Annotated in this window: 16 protein-coding genes; 8 read left to right on the top strand and 8 right to left on the bottom strand. The window is 72.0% G+C overall.

The genetic code is table 11. From position 1 onward, the window contains the following. Positions 1–87 precede the first annotated feature (87 nt). Positions 88–1,911: a bifunctional metallophosphatase/5'-nucleotidase gene (locus B1H29_RS19935; RefSeq protein WP_055417624.1), complete on the bottom strand. Its 1,824-nt coding sequence runs from the start codon at positions 1,909–1,911 to the stop codon at positions 88–90. 183 nt (positions 1,912–2,094) lie between these two features. On the opposite strand from B1H29_RS19935, the gene mshD reads away from it, so the two are divergent. Next, positions 2,095–3,021, top strand: a complete 927-nt coding sequence (gene mshD / locus B1H29_RS19930; RefSeq protein ID WP_055417625.1) for a mycothiol synthase — start codon at positions 2,095–2,097, stop codon at positions 3,019–3,021. 402 nt (positions 3,022–3,423) lie between these two features. Here the strand turns inward: mshD and B1H29_RS19925 are convergent, their stop codons facing one another. The 5 genes from B1H29_RS19925 to B1H29_RS19905 form a co-directional block, all read right to left on the bottom strand. Beyond that, a complete protein-coding gene (locus tag B1H29_RS19925; protein WP_234392980.1) occupies positions 3,424–4,086 on the bottom strand; it encodes an ABC transporter in 663 nt (220 codons plus the stop codon). Further along, entirely contained in the window at positions 4,077–5,591 is a 1,515-nt protein-coding gene (locus tag B1H29_RS19920) for a hypothetical protein (RefSeq protein WP_055417627.1), read from the bottom strand. Before B1H29_RS19920 ends, B1H29_RS19925 begins: the two co-directional genes overlap by 10 nt. After that, positions 5,588–6,451: an ABC transporter ATP-binding protein gene (locus B1H29_RS19915; RefSeq protein WP_055417628.1), complete on the bottom strand. Its 864-nt coding sequence runs from the start codon at positions 6,449–6,451 to the stop codon at positions 5,588–5,590. Before B1H29_RS19915 ends, B1H29_RS19920 begins: the two co-directional genes overlap by 4 nt. A gap of 43 nt (positions 6,452–6,494) precedes the next feature. Then, a complete protein-coding gene (locus tag B1H29_RS19910; protein WP_055417829.1) occupies positions 6,495–7,352 on the bottom strand; it encodes a hypothetical protein in 858 nt (285 codons plus the stop codon). Positions 7,353–7,639: 287 nt separating this feature from the next. Then, positions 7,640–8,182: an RNA polymerase sigma factor gene (locus B1H29_RS19905; protein WP_055417629.1), complete on the bottom strand. Its 543-nt coding sequence runs from the start codon at positions 8,180–8,182 to the stop codon at positions 7,640–7,642. A gap of 388 nt (positions 8,183–8,570) precedes the next feature. Here B1H29_RS19905 and B1H29_RS19900 point away from each other — a divergent pair, with 388 nt between their 5' ends. From B1H29_RS19900 to pstB, 7 genes are all read left to right on the top strand, one after another. After that, a complete protein-coding gene (locus B1H29_RS19900) occupies positions 8,571–10,811 on the top strand; it encodes an RNA degradosome polyphosphate kinase (protein ID WP_055417630.1) in 2,241 nt (746 codons plus the stop codon). After that, positions 10,792–12,093 (top strand): CHAD domain-containing protein, encoded by a 1,302-nt coding sequence (locus tag B1H29_RS19895; RefSeq protein WP_055417631.1) that lies wholly within the window; start codon positions 10,792–10,794, stop codon positions 12,091–12,093. Before B1H29_RS19900 ends, B1H29_RS19895 begins: the two co-directional genes overlap by 20 nt. Positions 12,094–12,157: 64 nt before the next feature. Next, on the top strand, positions 12,158–12,604 hold the full coding sequence (locus tag B1H29_RS19890; RefSeq protein WP_055417632.1) for an NUDIX hydrolase: 447 nt from the start codon (positions 12,158–12,160) through the stop codon (positions 12,602–12,604). Between the two features lie 237 nt (positions 12,605–12,841). Beyond that, a complete protein-coding gene (pstS, locus tag B1H29_RS19885; RefSeq protein ID WP_199832304.1) occupies positions 12,842–13,969 on the top strand; it encodes a phosphate ABC transporter substrate-binding protein PstS in 1,128 nt (375 codons plus the stop codon). A gap of 130 nt (positions 13,970–14,099) precedes the next feature. Beyond that, positions 14,100–15,113: a phosphate ABC transporter permease subunit PstC gene (gene pstC / locus B1H29_RS19880; RefSeq protein WP_055417633.1), complete on the top strand. Its 1,014-nt coding sequence runs from the start codon at positions 14,100–14,102 to the stop codon at positions 15,111–15,113. After that, positions 15,110–16,174: a phosphate ABC transporter permease PstA gene (gene pstA, locus B1H29_RS19875; RefSeq protein ID WP_055417634.1), complete on the top strand. Its 1,065-nt coding sequence runs from the start codon at positions 15,110–15,112 to the stop codon at positions 16,172–16,174. Before pstC ends, pstA begins: the two co-directional genes overlap by 4 nt. 54 nt (positions 16,175–16,228) lie before the next feature. Then, the gene (gene pstB / locus B1H29_RS19870; RefSeq protein ID WP_055417635.1) at positions 16,229–17,005 is read left to right on the top strand and encodes a phosphate ABC transporter ATP-binding protein PstB; all 777 of its coding nucleotides are present in this window, start codon (positions 16,229–16,231) and stop codon (positions 17,003–17,005) included. A gap of 279 nt (positions 17,006–17,284) precedes the next feature. On the opposite strand, the gene pitH is transcribed toward pstB, so the two are convergent. Continuing rightward, a complete protein-coding gene (gene pitH, locus B1H29_RS19865; protein WP_055417636.1) occupies positions 17,285–18,283 on the bottom strand; it encodes a low-affinity phosphate transporter PitH in 999 nt (332 codons plus the stop codon). Positions 18,284–18,290: 7 nt separating this feature from the next. Continuing rightward, complete coding sequence (locus B1H29_RS19860) at positions 18,291–18,911, bottom strand: DUF47 domain-containing protein (protein WP_055417637.1); 621 nt, start codon at positions 18,909–18,911, stop codon at positions 18,291–18,293. Positions 18,912–19,044: the final 133 nt, after the last annotated feature.

The raw sequence follows: 19,044 nt of genomic DNA, 5'->3' as shown, positions 1-19,044 counted from the left end.
CACACCGCATCCCCCAAGGGCCCGGCACCCGCATGGCTGGTACGGCCTGCCGAGTGTGCCGGGCCCCTTCCCGATGCTGTCGGTCGGCTACTGGACGACCGTGATCCGGTCGGCCGCCGGCGGCTCGATCGGGTCGGTCGCCGACGAGTTGGCCGTCAGGTACTGCTCCAGGGCCGTCAGGTCGTCCGTGCCGACGAGTTCGTTCGCGCCCTCGCCCAGCGTCGGGAAGCCGTCGCCGCCGCCCGCGAGGAAGCTGTTCGACGCGACGCGGTAGGTGGCCGCCGGGTCGATGGAGTCGCCGTTGAGACGGATGGAGTCCGTCACCACCCGATCGGCACCGGTCCTGGTCAGGTCCAGGGTGTAGGTGAGGCCGGACGAGATCTGGAGAATCTTCGGGGCCGCCTCGTTCGGGCCGCTCACCTGCTCCTTGAGGACCTGGACGAGCTGGGCGCCCGTGTAGTCCTTCAGGTTCACCGTGTTGGCGAAGGGCTGGACGGTGAAGCCCTCGGCGTACGTGACGACGCCGTCGCCCTCACTGCCCGTGGAGGTGTGGGTGAGGGGCGCGCGGATGCCGCCGGGGTTCATCAGGGCCAGGTCGGTCTCCGGGTCCTGGGTCCTGCCGTAGGCGAGCTGCGCGTCGGCGATGAGGTCGCCGAGCGGGGACTCCGTGCCGTCGCGGTTGATGTCGCCGGAGATGTAGCCGATGGGGCGGTTGCCGATCGGGGCGGCCAGGGTGCTCCACTTGTCGATCAGGCGGGTCATGTCCGGCGCCTTCGGGACGTCCCGCGTCACCACGTGGTTCGCCGACTTCACGGCCGTACGGGCGATGTCGCCGGTCGCGCGGTCGTACGTCAGCGTCGTGTCCGTGTACAGGCGGCCGAAGGACGCGGCCGACGTGACCATGCGGGGCTTGCCCGCCGGGTCGGGGATCGTGCAGACGTACGCCGCGTGGGTGTGCCCGGTGACCAGCGCGTCGACCTGGGGCGTGACGTTCTTGGCGATGTCGGCGATCGGGCCGGAGATGCCGTCGCCGGTGCCCGGGGAGTCGCAGTCGTAGTTGTAGGAGGACGAAGCCGGGAAGCCGCCCTCGTGGACCAGGGCGACGATCGACTTCACGCCCTGGCGCTGGAGCACCTTGGCGTACTTGTTGATCGTCTCGGCCTCGTCCTTGAAGGAGAGGCCCTTGACGCCCTCCGCCGAGACGATGTCCGGGGTGCCCTCCAGGGTCACGCCGATGAAGCCGACCTTGACGCCCTTCTGCTTCCACACCCAGTAGGGCTTGAGGATGGGCTTCCTGGTCTTCTCGTCGAGGACGTTGGCCGCCAGGTACGGGAAGTCGGCGCCCTCGAACTCCTTGTCCGCGTAGCAGCCCTCGGTGGGGTGGCAGCCGCCGTTCTGGAGGCGCGCCAGTTCCCGGGCGCCCTCGTCGAACTCGTGGTTGCCGACGCTCGTCACGTCCAGGTCGAGCTTGTTCAGCGCCTCGATGGTCGGCTCGTCGTGGAACAGACCGGAGAGGAGGGGGGACGCGCCCACCATGTCGCCGCCGGCCGCGGTGATGGAGTAGCGGTTGCCCTCGCGGGCCTCGCGGAGGTGGGTGGCGAGGTACTCGATCCCGCCCGCGTCGACCGTCTTCGTCGTGCCGTCCGGCTGGAGCTCGGTGACGCGGCCGGAGGAGCCGGCCGGCGGTTCCAGGTTGCCGTGCAGGTCGTTGAAGGAGAGGAGCTGGACGTCCTGGTAACGGCCCGGCCGGTGGTCGGGCTTGTGGCCGCGGTGGCTCTCGTCCGCGTTCGCCGACGCCGGAAGCGCCGCGGCGGCGAGTGCGCCGGCGGTGACGACCGTGGCCGCGACGGCGAGAAGACGGTTCGTACGGCGTCTGCGGCGCGGTTGGTGCGACTGTGCTGTGGCTGGCATGCGCCCCCCTGTGGGTGTGCGTGAGCGCGAGCCGCTGAGGAGACGGCTCGTCGGCGCAGCAGCCTAGAGTCAACGCGCGTAGCGCGACAGGGGGTGACGGGTTACATCCTGGTGTACCTCCGCGTCGGCCCAACTCCCCCGAGTGCCGCCGCTTTGCCGCACCCGCCCCTTACCCTCGTACGCATGACCAGCGACGACACCGTGCAGCCCGGCCGCCCCCGCTCGATCGAGACCCTCGCCGAACTCACCCCCGAGCAGACCGACGCCGTCCTCGCCCTCCTCGCCGAGGCCGCCCGGAACGACGGGCAGCAGGCCGTGTCCGAGCAGGGACGGCTGCACCTGCGCGGTCCCGCGCGCGAGGGCATCGCGCATCTCCTGCTCAGCGTGGACGGCGAACTCGTCGGCTACGCCCAACTGGAGGGCACCGACCCGATCGAGCCGCCGGCCGCCGAGCTGGTCGTCCACCCCTCGCACCGGGGCCAGGGCCACGGGCGTGCGCTGGGGTCCGCGCTGCTCGCCGCCTCCGGCAAGCGGCTGCGGGTCTGGGCGCACGGCGGCCACTCCGCCGCCCGGCACCTCGCCCAGGTGCTCGGTCTGACCCTGTTTCGTGAACTGCGCCAGATGCGGCGCCCGTTGGCCGACCTGGAGCTGCCGGACCCGCGCCTGCCCGAGGGCGTGACCGTGCGGACCTTCGTGCCGGGGCACGATGACGCCGCCTGGCTCGCGGTGAACGCCGCCGCTTTCGCCCACCACCCCGAGCAGGGCTCCCTCACCCAGCGGGACCTCGAGGACCGCGAGGCCGAGGCGTGGTTCGACCCGGCGGGGTTCTTCCTGGCCGAACGGGACGGCGAGCTGATCGGCTTCCACTGGACCAAGGTGCACGCCGAGGAGCGGCTCGGCGAGGTGTACGTCCTCGGTATCCGCCCCGACACCCAGGGCGGCGGCCTCGGCAAGGCCCTGACCACCATCGGCCTGCGGCACCTGGCGGAGCAGGGACTGCCCACCGCCATGCTGTACGTCGACGCCGACAACAAGGCGGCGGTGTCCGTCTACGAGCGCCTGGGCTTCGTCACCCACGAGACGGACCTGATGTACCGCACGGAGACGTGAGGGCCCTGAGCCCGCGAGCCCGGGGCCCGCGAGCCCGGGGCCCGCGAACCCGCGAACCCGCGAACCCGCGAACCCGCGAACCCGCGAACCCGCGAACCAGGAGGCCAGAAGCTCCGGAGTCCCGGAAGCCCAAGGCCCGAAGGCCAGGAACCCGGAGACCAGGAACCCCGAAGGCCAGGAATCCGAAGGCCAGGAACCTCAGAGGCCAGGGATCCCAGAGGCCGGGGACCCCAGAGGCCAGGGATCCCAGAGGCCCGGAACCCCAGAGGCCAGGGATCCCAGAGGCCCGGAACCCCAGAGGCCAGGGATCCCAGAGGCCCGGAACCCCAGAGGCCAGGGATCCCAGAGGCCCGGAACCCCAGAGGCCCGAAGCGCGCCTGAGCCGGCCCCCGAGGCCAGGGCCTAGGCCGGTCCGCCGGCCGCGTGTGCCCGCCTCCCCCGCCGCCGTCCCAGCGGCTCCGGCCCGCACACCCCCCACACCACGGCCGCCGCCCCCAGCACCACCGCCCACCGGTCGTGCGCGGCCGGCCACCGCGGGTCGTCGGGCGTCACGAACAACGCCCAGCTCTCCGGCGCCAGCAGCGGCGCGAGGACCGCCGTCAGCAGCAGGGCCGCCGCGATGGACGGCCCCGGGCGCGCCTCGTCCGTCAGCCGTACCGCCGTCGCGGCACCGGCGAGGGCCAGCACGACCAGTACCGCCGCCTCCAAGGTGATGTCACCGGCCGGGGGCCGGGACGCCGAGGGGACCAGCAGCAGTACGGCCGTCCACCACAGCGCGGCGAGCGGCGCGACCAGGGCCACCCGCAGCGCCTGCCGCAGCGGGCGCCGGGTCGGGACGGGGGCGGTGAGGTGCCGGGCCGGGTCGTCCAGCAGGAAGGCCAGGCCGAGCGCCCCGGTCAGGGCGACGCCCCGCAGGAGGGTGAGCGTCTGCCAGCGATCCGGCTCCGCGCCGACGGCGGCCGGCGCGGCGGCGAGCAGCAGCCCGAGGAGCCCGGCGGCGGACAGGGCCCGCCACGGCAGCGTGCGCCACACCGGGCGGACCAGGTCCGGTATCACTACTCGCACGAGTCCGCCTTCTCCGGCCCGGCCACGCCCAGCAGTTCGGCGGCGCGGGCGGTGGTGACGCCCGGCGAGGCCAGCTCGTCCCAGTGTGCCTTCACCCGCTCGCCGACACCGGCGGGCGGATCCTCCAGCAGCCGCCGTACGACGTCCGTCTGGCCTTCCGTCATGGACAGCGGATCCGTTGGCGACAGGACCACCGCGGAGCCCTTCACACTGTCGTCGACGCGGACCCGGCGCAGGGCGTTCACCGGGTCGTCCTGCCAGCTCAGGGACAGCCACATGACGGTGACCATCCGCCCGTCGCAGATCTCGCCCGCCGCCGCCTCGGTGCCCGCGACGAGGACGGCGGCGACGGCACTGGAGAACTCCGGGACCCGGTTGCCGCCCCAGGCGGTGCCCACGGTCACCTGGTGGGCGTCGGTCAGCGCGGGGATCGCGGCGTCGCCCTCCAGCCCGTACCGGGCGTCGATCCGCTGCCGTACGACGAGCCTTCGGCCGTGCGCGGCTCCGCCCGCCAGGGACTGGACCCGGTCCACGACGGCGGCCCAGGTGCCGGTACGGGGACCCCACTCGGGGAAGGCGCAGTAGGACGACCGGCCGTGCTCGGCACAGGTCAGCTCGGGGCGCACCGAGGCGCGCTCACGGGCCGCGGTCAGCTCCGGCGACGGCGCCGCGCCCCCGGCCTGCGCGACCCCGCCCGTCACCGCCAGCGCGAGGGTCAGGACGACACCCGCCCGCACGGCCAGGTTCCGCGCGCCGGCGACGAGTACCGCCAGGAAGGCAGCGCACAGGCCGGCGCCCGCCAGATACAGGGCGTGCCCGGCGGCGGGCCGTCCCAGCAGGTCGGAGGGCAGGGTGTCGGAGCTGGTCCCGGCGACGACCGGTGCCAGCCAGGACAGCCCGCTCGAGCCGCCCGGCGCGGTACCGAGGACGAGCGTGAACAGCAGCAGGACCAACGTCAGGGGCGCGGCGAGCGCCGACGGCGCCACCCGGGCCAGCAGCACCCCGAGCGCCCCGGACAGCAGCACCGTCAGCGGCCCGACGAGCAGCTCGGCCGGCGAACCGTGTCCGATCGCACCCGGCTTGGAGGCCTCCCAGGCGAACTGTCCGGCCACGCACACCGCGGTGAGCAGGACGGCCGGTACGACGGACAGCGCGTGGGCCACCGTACGGTGCCAGGGCGCGAGGACCAGCACCGCGAAGTGGTCCTCGGTGCCGTGCCGTGCGGAGCGCAGGACGGCGAAGTTGGCGGACAGCAGGACGGCGAGGCCGACGAGCATCGGCATGCTCTGGGTGGCGCGGTCGACGTCCTGCAGCGCCGGGTAGCCGTCCTGGGAACTCCGCGCACGCCAGACGATCCACGCGACGTACATCGCGAAGGCGATGACGACGGGGACGCTCAGCAGCAGCCTGCGCGCCTCGAACCGGGCCAGGGCGAGCACGGCCCGGCCACCGCCGCGCGGCCCGCTCTCCACGGCGGGCGGGGCCGCCGCCAGTACGGCGCTCACGCGGCCGCTCCCGCGTCGGCACCGTCGAGGGCGAGGAGGTAGCCGTCCTCCAGGGTGGGGTCGGCCAGCTCCGCCCCGGCGGGCGGGTCGCCGACGTTGCGGAAGGTCCCCGCCCCCGTACGCCACCCGGCCTTCGCGCCCGCGTCACGCTCCGCGCTGCTCCACACCCGCCCGGCGGCCCGCGCGGTCAGTTCGGCCGGACTCCCGTCGAACCGCACCGCCCCGCCGGCCATGACGACCACCCGGTGGCAGAGCATCGCCACGTCCTCCGTCTGGTGGGTGGACAGCAGCACGGTCCGCCCTTCGCCCGCCCCCGCGATCAGCTCCCGGAAGCGCATCCGCTGTTCGGGGTCCAGCCCGACGGTCGGCTCGTCGAGCACCAGGAACCCCGGGTCACCCACCAACGCGGCCGCGAGCGCGACCCGCTGCCGCATCCCCCCGGACAGTTTCTTGATCCTCCGTCCGCGCACGTCTTGCAGATCCACCTCCTCCAACACCCGCCGCACCTCGCGATGCCGGGCGGGACGGTCCGCCAGTTCCTTCAGGATCGCGACGTAGTCGACGAACTCGAAAGCGGTGAAGTCCGGATGGAAGCCGGGCGTCTGCGGCAGGTACCCGAGCCGCCGCCGCACCTCCTGCCGCCCGCTCGCGGTCCCCGGGTCGTGCCCGAGCACGGTGAAGGCCCCCCGGTCGGCGGGCACGGCGGTGGCGAGCACGCGCAACAGCGTCGTCTTGCCGGCTCCGTTGGGCCCGAGCAGCCCGGTGACGCCCGGAGTCAGCCGCAGCGACACGTCGTCGAGGGCACGGGTGCGGCCGTAATGAAGGCTGAGCCCGGAGGCGGAAACGGTGGGGTGGTTCATACGGCACTCCCGTACAAGAAGGGGACGAGGAAGAACGCAGGACTCACGCGGCACCCCGCGCGAAGACGTCGAACCGGTCGCGGAACAGGAACAGCAGCCCGGCGCCCAGCACGGCGACCACCCCGGACACGCCCTGCCCGACCGCCGTGAACGGTGCCAGCGGACCGTCCTCGGCCGCGCGCGCCGCGTCCGCGGCCAGCAGCACGGCCAACCACGCCCCCGCGACCACGGACGGCGCGAGCACCGGACCCAGCCGGGGCGTCAGCGCGAGCCCGGTCGCGGTCAGGGCGAGCCCGGGCAACAGCCAGGCCAGCGCGCGCAGCCCGTACCCCGGCAGGGCGAGGGTCGCCAGCCCGTTCACCCCGAGCGCGACGGTCAGCACGGCGACCGTACGGATCATCAGCAGCCGGAAGCCGTGCGTCGGCGAGACGACCGCCATCTCGTACGTCGGGTCCAGCGCGGGCCCGTAGGCGAGCGCCACCCCGGCCAGCGGCAGCAGCGGGGCGAGGGCGAGGAACAGTGTGGGCGTGCGCGCGGCGCCGGCCGTGAAGGCGACGGCGAAGGTCATCAGCAGCACGGCGACGACCGCGCCGAGCCAGGAGCGGCGCAGCACGGGGGTGGCCGCGAGCAGCCGCGCGGTGCCGTCGCCGACCCCGCACCGCTCCAGCAGCCCCTCGAACCACCCCGGCCGGGGCGCGTCCAGTTCGGCGTCGAGCCGCTCCCACCCGGCCTCCACGGCGGTGGTGTCACTCACCTCGGCGAGGACTCCGCGGCAGTGCGCACAGGTGGTCAGGTGGGCGTCGGCGGACCACAGCAGGGGCGCCGCCAGCCCGCCTCGGGCGTAGGCCCGCAGGTCGTCCTCGTCCACGTGCCAGGTCCCCCGGCGACGGCCGTCATCCATGTGCCGGGCCTCCCGGCGACGGCCGTCCTCATCCACGTGCCGGGCCTCCCGGCGACGGCCGTCCTCATCCACGTGCCAGGCCTCCCGGCGACGGCCGTCCTCATCCACGTGCCAGGCCTCCCGGCGACGGCCGTCCTCATCCACGTGCCAGGCCTCCCGGCGACGGCCGTCCTCATCCACGTGCCAGGCCTCCCGGCGACGGCCGTCCTCATCCACGTGCCAGGCCTCCCGGCGACGGCCGTCCTCATCCACGTGCCAGGCCTCCCGGCGACGGCTGTCCTCGTCGCTCATGCCAGCGCCTCCCTGAGCTGCCGGCGGGCGCGCATCGCCCGCGTCTTGACCGTGCCCGGCGGAATGCCGAGCAGGACGGCCGCCTCGCGGGTGGTCAGCCCGTCGATGACGGTGGCCTGGAGCACCGCGCGCAGCTCCGGCGAGAGCCGGACGAGGGCGCCGGCGAGGTCGCCGTGCTCGACACCGGCGAGCACGCGCTCCTCCGCCGAGGCCTCCTCCCGGTGCCGCAACCGGGCCAGTGCCTGCCGCAGCCGCCCCCGTGCCCCGTCGCCGCGCAGCACGTCGACCAGCCGCCGCGACCCGATCCGCCACAGCCACCCGGCCGCGTCCCCCTCCTCGCGGTACCGCGCACTGCCGCGCCACACCGCGAGGAAGGTTTCCTGTACGACGTCGTCGACGACACCGGCGTCCGCGCAGCGGCTGCGCAGCCGGGCGGTCAGCCAGGGGGCGTACCGGCGGTACAGCTCCTCGAAGGCGCGCCGGTCGGCATCCGCGGCGACGGCCCGCAGCAGCTCACCGTCGCTTCTCGTTTCGCTCACGTCTCCTCATCGGACGAGGTGGGCCCAGCGGTTCACACGATCGCAGGCGGGATTTTCCACGCTTACGGACGCCCGGCGCTGCGGGGTGCGGGGGCGGGGTGCGCGGGCGGGGCGGGCCGACGCGCACGGGGCTCCCGGCGTAAGCGTGGGCCGGGGCGGGTGAGCCGGGGGTGAAGAAGCCGGGGGTGAGGAAGCCGGGGGAGCCGGGGGGAGCCGGGGGGGCGCCGGAGGCCCGCCGCTATCCCACACGTCATGTCCTCGTAACCATCGATTCAACCAGCCTTGCGACGCTCACCGAATGCAGCCGACCGTGCCAGAGCCACCAGGAGCGGAGCATCCCGCGCCTTCCGACGCGCCTGTCCTGCGCGCGGCGCGGAAGAATGGGTTCATGAGGCAGCCGAACACCCAGGCAGAGGTCCAGCACACGCAGCCCTCCGTGGGCTCCATCGCCGCGCACCGCCCGCACACGGTGGCCGCCACGGTCTCCGACCTGGAACCCGACATCGACGCGGACCTCGACGCGTACGAGGAGTCGGAGGAGTCCCAGGCCGGCGGTGCCCAGCTCCCGCAGGGCCGCTTCCTGGACCGGGAACGGAGCTGGCTCGCGTTCAACGAGCGCGTCCTCGAACTGGCCGAGGACCCGGACACGCCCCTCCTCGAGCGTGCCAACTTCCTCGCGATCTTCGCCGGCAACCTGGACGAGTTCTTCATGGTCCGCGTCGCCGGTCTCAAACGCCGCATCGCGACCGGCGTCGCCACCCGCTCCGCCTCCGGTCTCCAGCCCCGCGAGGTGCTGGAGATGATCTGGGCCCGCTCCCGCGAGCTGATGGCCCGGCACGCCGCCTGCTTCCACGAGGACGTCGCCCCCGCCCTCGCCGAGGAGGGCATCCACCTGGTCCGCTGGAACGAACTCGCGGAGAAGGAGCAGGCCCGCCTCTTCACCCTCTTCCGGCACCAGATCTTCCCGGTCCTCACCCCCCTCGCGGTCGATCCGGCCCACCCGTTCCCGTACATCTCGGGCCTCTCCCTCAACCTCGCGGTCGTCGTCCGCAACCCCGTCACGGGCCACCGCCACTTCGCCCGCGTCAAGGTCCCCCCGCTGCTCTCCCGCTTCCTGGAGGCCTCGCCGGGCCGCTACGTCCCCATCGAGGACGTCATCGCCGCGCACCTCGAAGAGCTGTTCCCCGGCATGGAGGTCCTGGAGCACCACGCCTTCCGCCTCACCCGCAACGAGGACCTCGAGGTGGAGGAGGACGACACGGAGAACCTCCTCCAGGCCCTCGAGAAGGAACTCATGCGGCGCCGCTTCGGCCCGCCCGTCCGCCTCGAGGTCGAGGAGTCCGTCGACCGCGAGGTCCTGGACCTCCTCGTCCGCGAGCTGAAGATCGGCGAGGCGGAGGTCTACCCGCTGCCCGGCCCCCTCGACCTCACCGGCCTCTTCCGCATCGCCGGCATCGACCGGCCCGAGCTGAAGTACCCGAAGTTCGTCGCCGGCACCCACCGCGACCTGGCCGAGGTCGAATCGGCCTCCGCGCCGGACGTCTTCGCCGCGCTCCGCAGCAGGGACGTCCTGCTCCACCACCCGTACGACTCCTTCTCCACCTCCGTCCAGGCCTTCCTGGAGCAGGCGGCGGCCGACCCGGACGTCCTCGCGATCAAGCAGACGCTGTACCGGACGTCCGGCGACTCACCGATAGTCGACGCGCTCATCGACGCGGCCGAGTCCGGCAAGCAGGTCCTCGTCCTGGTCGAGATCAAGGCCCGCTTCGACGAGCACGCCAACATCAAGTGGGCCCGCAAGCTGGAGGAGGCCGGCTGCCACGTCGTCTACGGACTGGTCGGCCTGAAGACCCACTGCAAGCTGTCCCTGGTGGTCCGCCAGGAGGGCGAGACGCTACGCCGCTACTGCCACGTCGGCACCGGCAACTACCACCCGAAGACGGCCCGCCTCTACGAGGACCTCGGCCTGCTCACCGCGGACCCGCAGGTCGGCGCGGACCTCTCCGACCTGTTCAACCGTCTCTCCGGCTACTCCCGGCGCGAGACCTACCGCCGCCTCCTCGTCGCCCCCAAGTCGCTGCGCGACGGCCTGGTCTCCCGTATCCACAAGGAGATGCAGCACCACCGCGCCGGCCGCCCCGCCTCCATCCGCATCAAGGTCAACTCGATGGTCGACGAGGCCGTGGTCGACGCGTGCTACCGCGCGTCCCAGGCCGGCGTCCCCGTCGACGTGTGGGTGCGCGGCATCTGCGCGCTGCGCCCCGGCGTGGCGGGCCTGTCGGAGAACATCCGGGTCCGCTCCGTCCTCGGCCGCTTCCTCGAGCACTCGCGCGTCTTCGCCTTCGGCAACGGCGGCGAACCCGAGGTCTGGTTCGGCAGCGCCGACATGATGCACCGCAATCTCGACCGTCGTATAGAGGCCCTGGTCCGGGTCACCGACCCGGCTCACCGGGCGGCCCTCAACCGGCTGCTGGAGACCGGTATGTCCGACGGCACCGCCTCCTGGCACCTCGGCTCGGACGGCGAGTGGACCCGGCACGCGACCGACTCGGACGGTCAGCCCCTGCGCAACATCCAGGAGATGCTCATAGACGCCCGGAGGCGCCGGCGTGGCACAGCGACACCTTGACCCGACGGACCCCGCGGCCACGGCCACGGTCACGGCCCCCGCCGGCCCGCCGGCACCCGCGGACGCGGACGCCCTCGCGGCCTACCTGCGCGCCCAGGCGACGGAGTTCCTCCGCGCCCTGCGCCTGCACCGCGAATCGGGAACAGGCACACACGGCGGGAACGGCCCACACGGCACGGCCGGCTCACACGGCACACCCAGCTCACACGGCACGCCCGGCGCGACCGGCGCGCAGAGCACGCGCGGTCCGGACGGAGCGCACCGCCCGGACAGGGCGCGCCGCCCGGTCAAAGCGCCCCCGCCCGCGGGGCCGGTGGACGCGGTCCGCGCCCTGCGCCGCGCCGCCCGCCGCCTGAGCGGCACGCTGCACACCTTCCAGCCCCTGCTGGACGCCGACTGGGCGGAGGGCATGCGCCCCGAGCTGGCCTGGCTGTCCGGCACGCTGGCGATGGAGCACGCGTACGCGTCCCGCCTGGAGCGCCTGCTCCAGGCCCTGCACCGGCTGTCCGGTTCGTCGGCGTTCCCGGCACAGCAGACGGCGGGCCGGGCCACCACCGCCGAACCCGCCTCCGCATCCGCCTCCTCGCCCGCCTCCGCGTCCGTCGGCGTGCCCGCCGCCCACCCGGCGTCCCCGGACCGGGGCAATCTCACCGTGGGCGCGGCCAAGGCGGGCGCGCTGCTCGACCGCCAGCTCACCCTGGCCCGCACCCGGGCGCACTCCACCGCCCTCCAGGCGCTGGGCAGCAGCCGGTTCCACGCCGTCGCCGACAAGGTGGCCTTACTGGCGAGCGAGGTCCCGCTGAGGAGCACCACCGCCGCCACCACCGACCTGCGCCCCCTGGCCGCCACCGCCCAGGACCGCCTCGCCGACGCCGTGGCCGCCCTGCCCCTGGTCACCGCGGGGAATCCGTACAACGCCCAGGCCCTGGTCCACGGCCTCTCCCCGGACCCGGCGCCCCACCCCCAGGACGCCCAGTGGCACCAGGTCCGCCTGCTGCTGCGCCTGCACCGCTACGCCCTCGAGGTACTGGCCGGCGCGGAAGCCGGCGAGGCCGAGGACAGCGTGGACGTGCGCCTCCTGGCCGCGGGCGAGGCCCTCAACCGCCACCGCGACGCCGCGGAGGCCGCCGCGGCCGCGGCCCAGGCCGCCCGTACGCCACGCATCGCCCCGGCGACGGCGTACGCGCTCGGCGTGCTCCACGCCGACCAGCGGCATGAGGTGGAGGCGGCGAGGTACGCGTTCCAGCACAGTTGGCGCAAGGAACCCGTCAGGCTGCCGTAGGGCCGCCCGGGACAGCCCGGGAGGGTCCCGGGGGCCGCCGCGGGACAGGAGGCGTGAGCACACCGTGAGCCCCGCCGAGGACACCATCACCGTCCGCGCGGCAGGCTGCGTCCTGTGGCGCCCCGTCCCCGGGCGCCCCTCCCCGCGCCTGGAGCTCTGCCTCGTCCACCGCCCGAAGTACGACGACTGGTCGCACCCGAAGGGCAAGCTCAAGCGCGGCGAGGACCCGCTCGCGGGCGCCCTGCGCGAAGTCGCCGAGGAGACGGGGTACGCCGCCGCACCGGGCGCCGAGCTGCCCACCGTGCGCTACCTCGCGGACGGCCGCCCCAAGGAGGTCCGGTACTGGTCGGCGGCGGCCACCACCGGCGCCTTCACCCCGTCCGACGAGGTAGACCGCATCCTGTGGCTGGAGCCCGCGGCGGCCCGCGCCCGCCTCACTCAGCCGCACGACCGGACCCTCGTCGACGCCCTGCTGGCGACGCGCCCGCCCGGGACCACTCCGTGTCCTTGACGTGAGCGTTCCGTGACCTCACCGCACCGTCCACAGGGGTTCACCCCGCGTTCATTTACGCCCTTCGGCGGCTTCACCTGTTCTGCCTAGTTTCGGCCTTACCCGATACGGGGCGCATCCCGAAAGCGCGTCCGCATCACCCGGTCTTGATCGTCTCGATCGTCTTGATCGTCCTCAACGCCACTCCTCGCACGCCGCCGGATTCAGGACGGCGGCTCCTGGAAGGAACTCCCTCAAGTGAAGCTTCAGCGCATGAACCGGCGGGCCCTCGCTCTCGGTGCTCTCGCCGTCTCCGGCGCCCTGGCCCTCACGGCGTGCGGCTCCGACGACACCGGCGGCAACGGCACCGGCGGTGACGCCGGCGCCACCGCCAACAGCAACATCAAGTGCGACGACGCCAAGGGCCAGCTCCAGGCCTCCGGCTCCTCCGCCCAGAAGAACGCCATCGACGCCTGGGTCAAGCAGTACGTCTCCGCCTGCCGGGACGTACAGCTCAACTACAACCCGACCGGCTCCGGTGCGGGCATCACCGCGTTCCTCCAGGGCCAGACCGCCTTCGCCGGCTCGGACTCGGCGCTGAAGCCCGACGAGATCGAGAAGTCCAAGGAAGTCTGCAAGGACGGCCAGGCCATCGACCTGCCGATGGTCGGCGGCCCGATCGCCGTGGGCTTCAACGTCCCCGGCGTCGACTCGCTCGTCCTGGACGCTCCGACGCTCGCCAAGATCTTCGACAGCAAGATCACCAACTGGAACGACGCGGCGATCGCCAAGCTCAACCCCGAGGCCAAGCTGCCCGACCTGAAGATCCAGGCCTTCCACCGCTCGGACGAGTCCGGCACCACGGACAACTTCACCAAGTACCTGAAGGAAGCCGCGCCGAGCGACTGGAAGTACGAGGGCGGCAAGTCCTGGGAGGCCGACGGCGGCCAGTCCGCGCAGGGCTCCTCCGGCCTCGCCCAGCAGGTGAAGCAGACGTCGGGCGCCATCTCGTACTTCGAGCTGTCGTACGCCAAGGACGGCATGAAGACCGTCGACATCAAGACCGAGGCCGCCGAGCCGGTCAAGGCCACCGTCGAGAACGCCACCGCGGCCATCGGCGCCGCCAAGGTCGTCGGCACCGGCAAGGACCTCGCGCTGGAGCTGGACTACACGCCGACCGCCGACGGTGCCTACCCGCTGGTCCTCGTCACCTACGAGATCGTCTGCGACAAGGGCAACAAGGCCGAGAGCCTGCCCGCCGCCAAGTCCTTCCTGAACTACATCGCCTCGGAGGACGGCCAGGGCCTGCTGAAGGAAGCCGGCTACGCCCCGATGCCCACCGAGATCATCACCAAGGTCCGCGAGACCATCTCGGGCCTGAGCTGACCCGAGTGCGGTCCGGTCTCCCCGCGGAGGCCGGGCCGCACCGTCCGGTGCACCGCCGCCAGGAGCCCCCGACACGGAGCGGCTCCGCCCGAGCCGCCGCTTACGACGGCTCCGCAGACCGGAGAACCCGATGGACATAACCACTGATCCCCAAAAGCCCGCACCAGCCCCCGTACCGCACCAGCCCCCCGGAACCGGGACCAGCCGCGCCGCACGCGGCGCCACCCGCCCCGGCGACCGGATCTTCCTCGGGCTCTCCCGCGGTTCCGGCATCTTCGTGCTGGTCATCATGGCCGCCATCGCGGCCTTCCTGACCTACCGCGCCTCGATCGCGATCAGCAAGAACGAGGCCAACTTCTTCACCACCCTCGAGTGGAACCCCACCGGCATGCCGCCGGAGTTCGGCATCGCGGTCCTGGCCTTCGGCACCGTCGTGTCGTCGGTCATCGCCATGGCCGTCGCGGTCCCGATCGCAGTCGGCATCGCCCTGTTCATCACGCACTACGCGCCGCGCAAGCTGGGCGGAGCGATCGGGTACGTGATCGACCTGCTCGCCGCCGTGCCCTCGATCGTCTACGGCCTGTGGGGCGCGCTCGTCCTCGTGCCGCACATGGAGGGGCTCTTCGGCTGGCTGGACGAGTACCTCGGCTGGACCGGCGTCTTCGAGTGGAACCAGGGCGCGCCGCGCTCGCTGTTCACCGTGGGCATCCTGCTCGCGATCATGATCCTGCCGATCATCACCAACGTCAGCCGTGAGGTCTTCCGGCAGGTCCCGCGCATGCACGAGGAAGCCGCCCTGGCCCTCGGCGCCACGCGCTGGGAGGTCATCCGGATCTCGGTGCTGCCCTTCGGCCGCTCCGGCGTCATCTCCGCCTCGATGCTCGGACTCGGCCGCGCGCTCGGCGAGACGATGGCCGTGGCGATGGTGCTCTCCTCGAGCTTCGAGATCAACCTCAGCCTGCTCGACACGGGCGGCGGCACCTTCGCCCAGAACATCGCCAGCAAGTTCAACGAGGCGACCGTGATGGGCCGTGACGCGCTGATCGCCTCCGGTCTCGTCCTCTTCGTCATCACCCTGCTGGTCAACGGTGCGGCCCGGATGATCATCGGTCGCCGCAAGGAGTACTCGGGGGCCAACGCATGAGCAACGCAACCCTTACCCCCAAGAGCGGCAGCTCCCTGCGCGGCGCCACGCTGCCCAAGTGGTTCCTCTGGGCGGTCGCCGCCGGCTCCGTCGCGGCCGGCCTGGGCATCAGCGCCGCGGCCGGCCTGAGCAGCAGTATCCAGTGGGCCCTGATCGCCGCGGTCCTCTTCGTCCTGGGCACCTACGCCATCTCGGCGCGCGTCGAGGGCGGGCGGCAGGCCAAGGACCGGGTGGCGACCAGCATGGTGTGGGTCGCGTTCATCGTGGCCGTCATCCCGCTGGCGTCCCTGATCTGGGCGACGGTCAAGCGCGGTGTGAAGGTCCTCGACGGTTACTTCCTCACCCACTCGATGGGCGTGGTCGCCGACGCCGAGCCCGGCGGCGGCATCTACCACGCCATCCTCGGCACCCTGGAGCAGGTCGGCATCGCCGCGGTGATCTCCGTGCCGGTCGGTGTGCTGACCGCGATCTACCTGGTCGAGTACGGCCGCGGCAAGCTCGCCAAGGCGGTCACCTTCTTCGTCGACGTCATGACGGGCATCCCGTCGATCGTCGCCGGTCTGTTCATCCTCAGTACCTGGATCCTGATGCTGGACATGGGCCCGTCCGGCTTCGCCGGCTCGCTCGCCCTGGCGATCCTGATGATCCCGGTGGTCGTCCGCTCCACCGAGGAGATGCTCAAGCTCGTCCCCAACGAGCTGCGTGAGGCGTCCCTGGCGCTCGGCGTGCCGAAGTGGCGCACGATCCTGAAGGTGGTCCTGCCGACGTCGATCGGCGGCATCACCACCGGCGTCATGCTGGCCGTCGCCCGCATCACCGGCGAGACGGCCCCCGTGCTGCTGCTGGTCTGGGGCACGGACTTCATCAACGCCAACCCGTTCCAGGACGCCCAGGAATCGCTGCCGATGTACATCTATCTGCAGTACTCCAACAGCGGCGGCTACGGCGCGGCCTACGACCGCGCGTGGGCGGCGGCCCTGACGCTCATCGCCTTCATCATGATCCTCAACCTGGTGGCCCGCGGCATCGCCCGCTGGAAGGCCCCGAAGACGGGTCGCTGACGCGACCGACGCAAGAACAGTCAGCGACTCGGACCGAAAGAAGCAGTGATACCCATGGCCAAGCGCATAGATGTCAGCGGCCTCAACGCCTACTACAGCTCCTTCCTGGCCATCGAGGACATCTCGATGACCGTCGAGCCCCGCTCCGTGACGGCCTTCATCGGCCCCTCCGGCTGCGGCAAGTCCACGTTCCTGCGCACGCTCAACCGCATGCACGAGGTCACGCCGGGCGGCCGGGTCGAGGGCAAGGTCATGCTCGACGACGAGAACCTCTACGGCGCGGGCATCGACCCGGTGGCCGTGCGGCGCGAGGTCGGCATGGTCTTCCAGCGGCCGAACCCGTTCCCGACCATGTCGGTGTACGACAACGTCGCGGCCGGTCTGAAGCTCAACGGCAAGTTCAAGAAGTCGGAGCTGGACGACGTCGTCGAGAAGTCCCTGCGCGGCGCCAACCTCTGGAACGAGGTGAAGGACCGCCTGAACAAGCCGGGCTCCGGCCTCTCCGGCGGCCAGCAGCAGCGCCTGTGCATCGCCCGTGCGATCGCGGTCGAGCCGAACGTCCTGCTCATGGACGAGCCCTGCTCCGCCCTGGACCCGATCTCCACCCTCGCGATCGAGGACCTGATCGGCGAGCTGAAGGAGCGCTTCACGATCGTCATCGTGACGCACAACATGCAGCAGGCGGCGCGGGTCTCGGACCGTACGGCGTTCTTCAACCTGGCGGCGGTCGGCCAGCCCGGCAAGCTGATCGAGATCGACGAGACGGAGCGCATCTTCTCCAACCCGTCGGTCCAGGCCACGGAGGACTACATCTCGGGCCGCTTCGGCTAGGCCCGGACCCGATCCCCTCGCGGTGCTGCATGGCGGTGCCACCGCGAGGAGCACAAGGGCCCGCCCCCGGCAACCGGGGGCGGGCCCATCGCTTTGCCCGCACAACCGCAGGCAGTCGCCCGCACAACCGCAGGCAGTCGCCCGCACAACCGCAGGCAGTCGCCCGCACATCCGCGGGCGGTCGCGCGGCGTCCGCGGGCGGTCGCGCCCCGGGCACCCCACCGGCGCCGGGCCGCGCACCACGTCACCGCACCCACCCCGCACCCGCGCCGGGTCCCGCTACAGGAACGCCAGATTCACGACCCAGAACGAACACGCGGCCACCACCGCGGCCGCCGGCATCGTGATGAACCACCCCATGATGATGTTCCGGGCGACCCCCCAGCGCACGGCGTTCACCCGCTTCGTCGCGCCCACACCCATGATCGACGACGTGATGACGTGCGTCGTCGAGATCGGCGCGTGGAACAGGAACGCCGAGCCGAACATGATCGAGGCGCCGGTCGTCTCCGCGGCGAACCCCTGCGGCGGATCCAGCTCGATGATCTTCCGTCCCAGCGTCCGCATGATCCGCCAGCCACCCGCGTACGTCCCCGCGGACAGCATCAGCGCACAGGCGACCTTCACCCACACCGGGATGGGGTCGCCGTAATCCTCGACATCGGCGATGACCAGCGCCATCACCACGATGCCCATCGTCTTCTGCGCGTCCTGCAGGCCGTGCCCCAGCGCCATGCCCGCCGCCGACACCGTCTGCGCGATCCGGAAACCGCGCTTCGCCTTGTGCGGGTTGGCCCGGCGGAAGATCCACATGATCGCCGTCATGACCAGGTAGCCGGCCAGCAGACCGACCACCGGCGACACGAACATCGGAATGACGATCTTGTCGACGACCCCGTCCCAGTACACGGTCGTACTCCCGGCCAGAGCCGCACCCACCATGCCGCCGAACAACGCGTGCGAGGACGACGAGGGCAGGCCGAAGTACCAGGTGATGAGGTTCCAGACGATGGCACCCACGAGCGCCGCGAAGAGGATCCCCATCCCCTTCGAACCCTCGGGGGTCTGGATCACCCCCTCACTGACGGTCTTGGCGACCCCGGAGCCCATGAACGCGCCGGCGAGGTTCATGACGGCGGCCATCGCGAGCGCCGCCCGAGGCGTCAGCGCACGCGTCGACACCGACGTCGCGATCGCGTTCGCCGAGTCGTGGAAGCCGTTGGTGTACGTGAAGAAGAGCGCGACCCCGATGGTCACGACCAGAGCGAAGGTGTCCATGAAGGGGTCAGGACTCCTTGACCGCGATGGTCTCCACCGTGTTCGCCACGTGCTCGAAGGCGTCGGCCGCCTCTTCCAGAACGTCCACGATCTGCTTCAGCTTCAGCACCTCGATGGCCTCGTACGTGCCGTTGAAGAGGTGGGCGAGCAGCTTGCGGTGGATCTGGTCGGCCTGGTTCTCGAGCCGGTTGACCTCGATCCAGTACTCGGTGAGGTTGTCCATGGTGCGCAGGTTCGGCATGGCCTCGGCGGTCAGTTCCGCGGCCCGTGCCAGCACCTCGATCTGCTGCTCGACGCCCTTGGGCAGATCCTCGACGTTGTAGAGGACGACCAGGTCGACGGCCTCCTCCATGAAGTCCATGATGTCGTCGAGGGACGAGGCGAGGTTGTAGATGTCCTCGCGGTCGAAGGGCGTGATGAACGAGGAGTTCAACTGGTGAAAGATCGCGTGCGTGGCGTCGTCACCTGCGTGTTCGGCGGCCCGCATACGCTCTGCGATCTCGGCCCGGGCGGATGCGTCCGCCCCGAGCAGTTCCATCAGGAGCTTGGAGCCCGTGACGATGTTGTCCGCGGAAGCGGCGAACATGTCGTAGAAGCTCGTCTCCCTGGGGGTCAGACGAAAGCGCACGTGGGGTCCTCGGGGTGCATCGGTTTCGGTCAGGCTGATGCTAGGCGCATCATCCGGCCACGGCTAACGGGCCGTCCCCCAGTGTCGCCCATCAGGCAGAGTGATGAGCAGGGGGGCGGCACCAGGTGCTCTG

The sequence above is a fragment of the Streptomyces pactum genome (assembly GCF_002005225.1).
In the GTDB taxonomy this organism is placed as follows: Bacteria; Actinomycetota; Actinomycetes; order Streptomycetales; family Streptomycetaceae; genus Streptomyces; species Streptomyces pactum_A.
The sequence above is the reverse complement of the archived record's forward strand: the minus strand, read 5'-3'. Positions and strand labels throughout refer to the sequence as shown.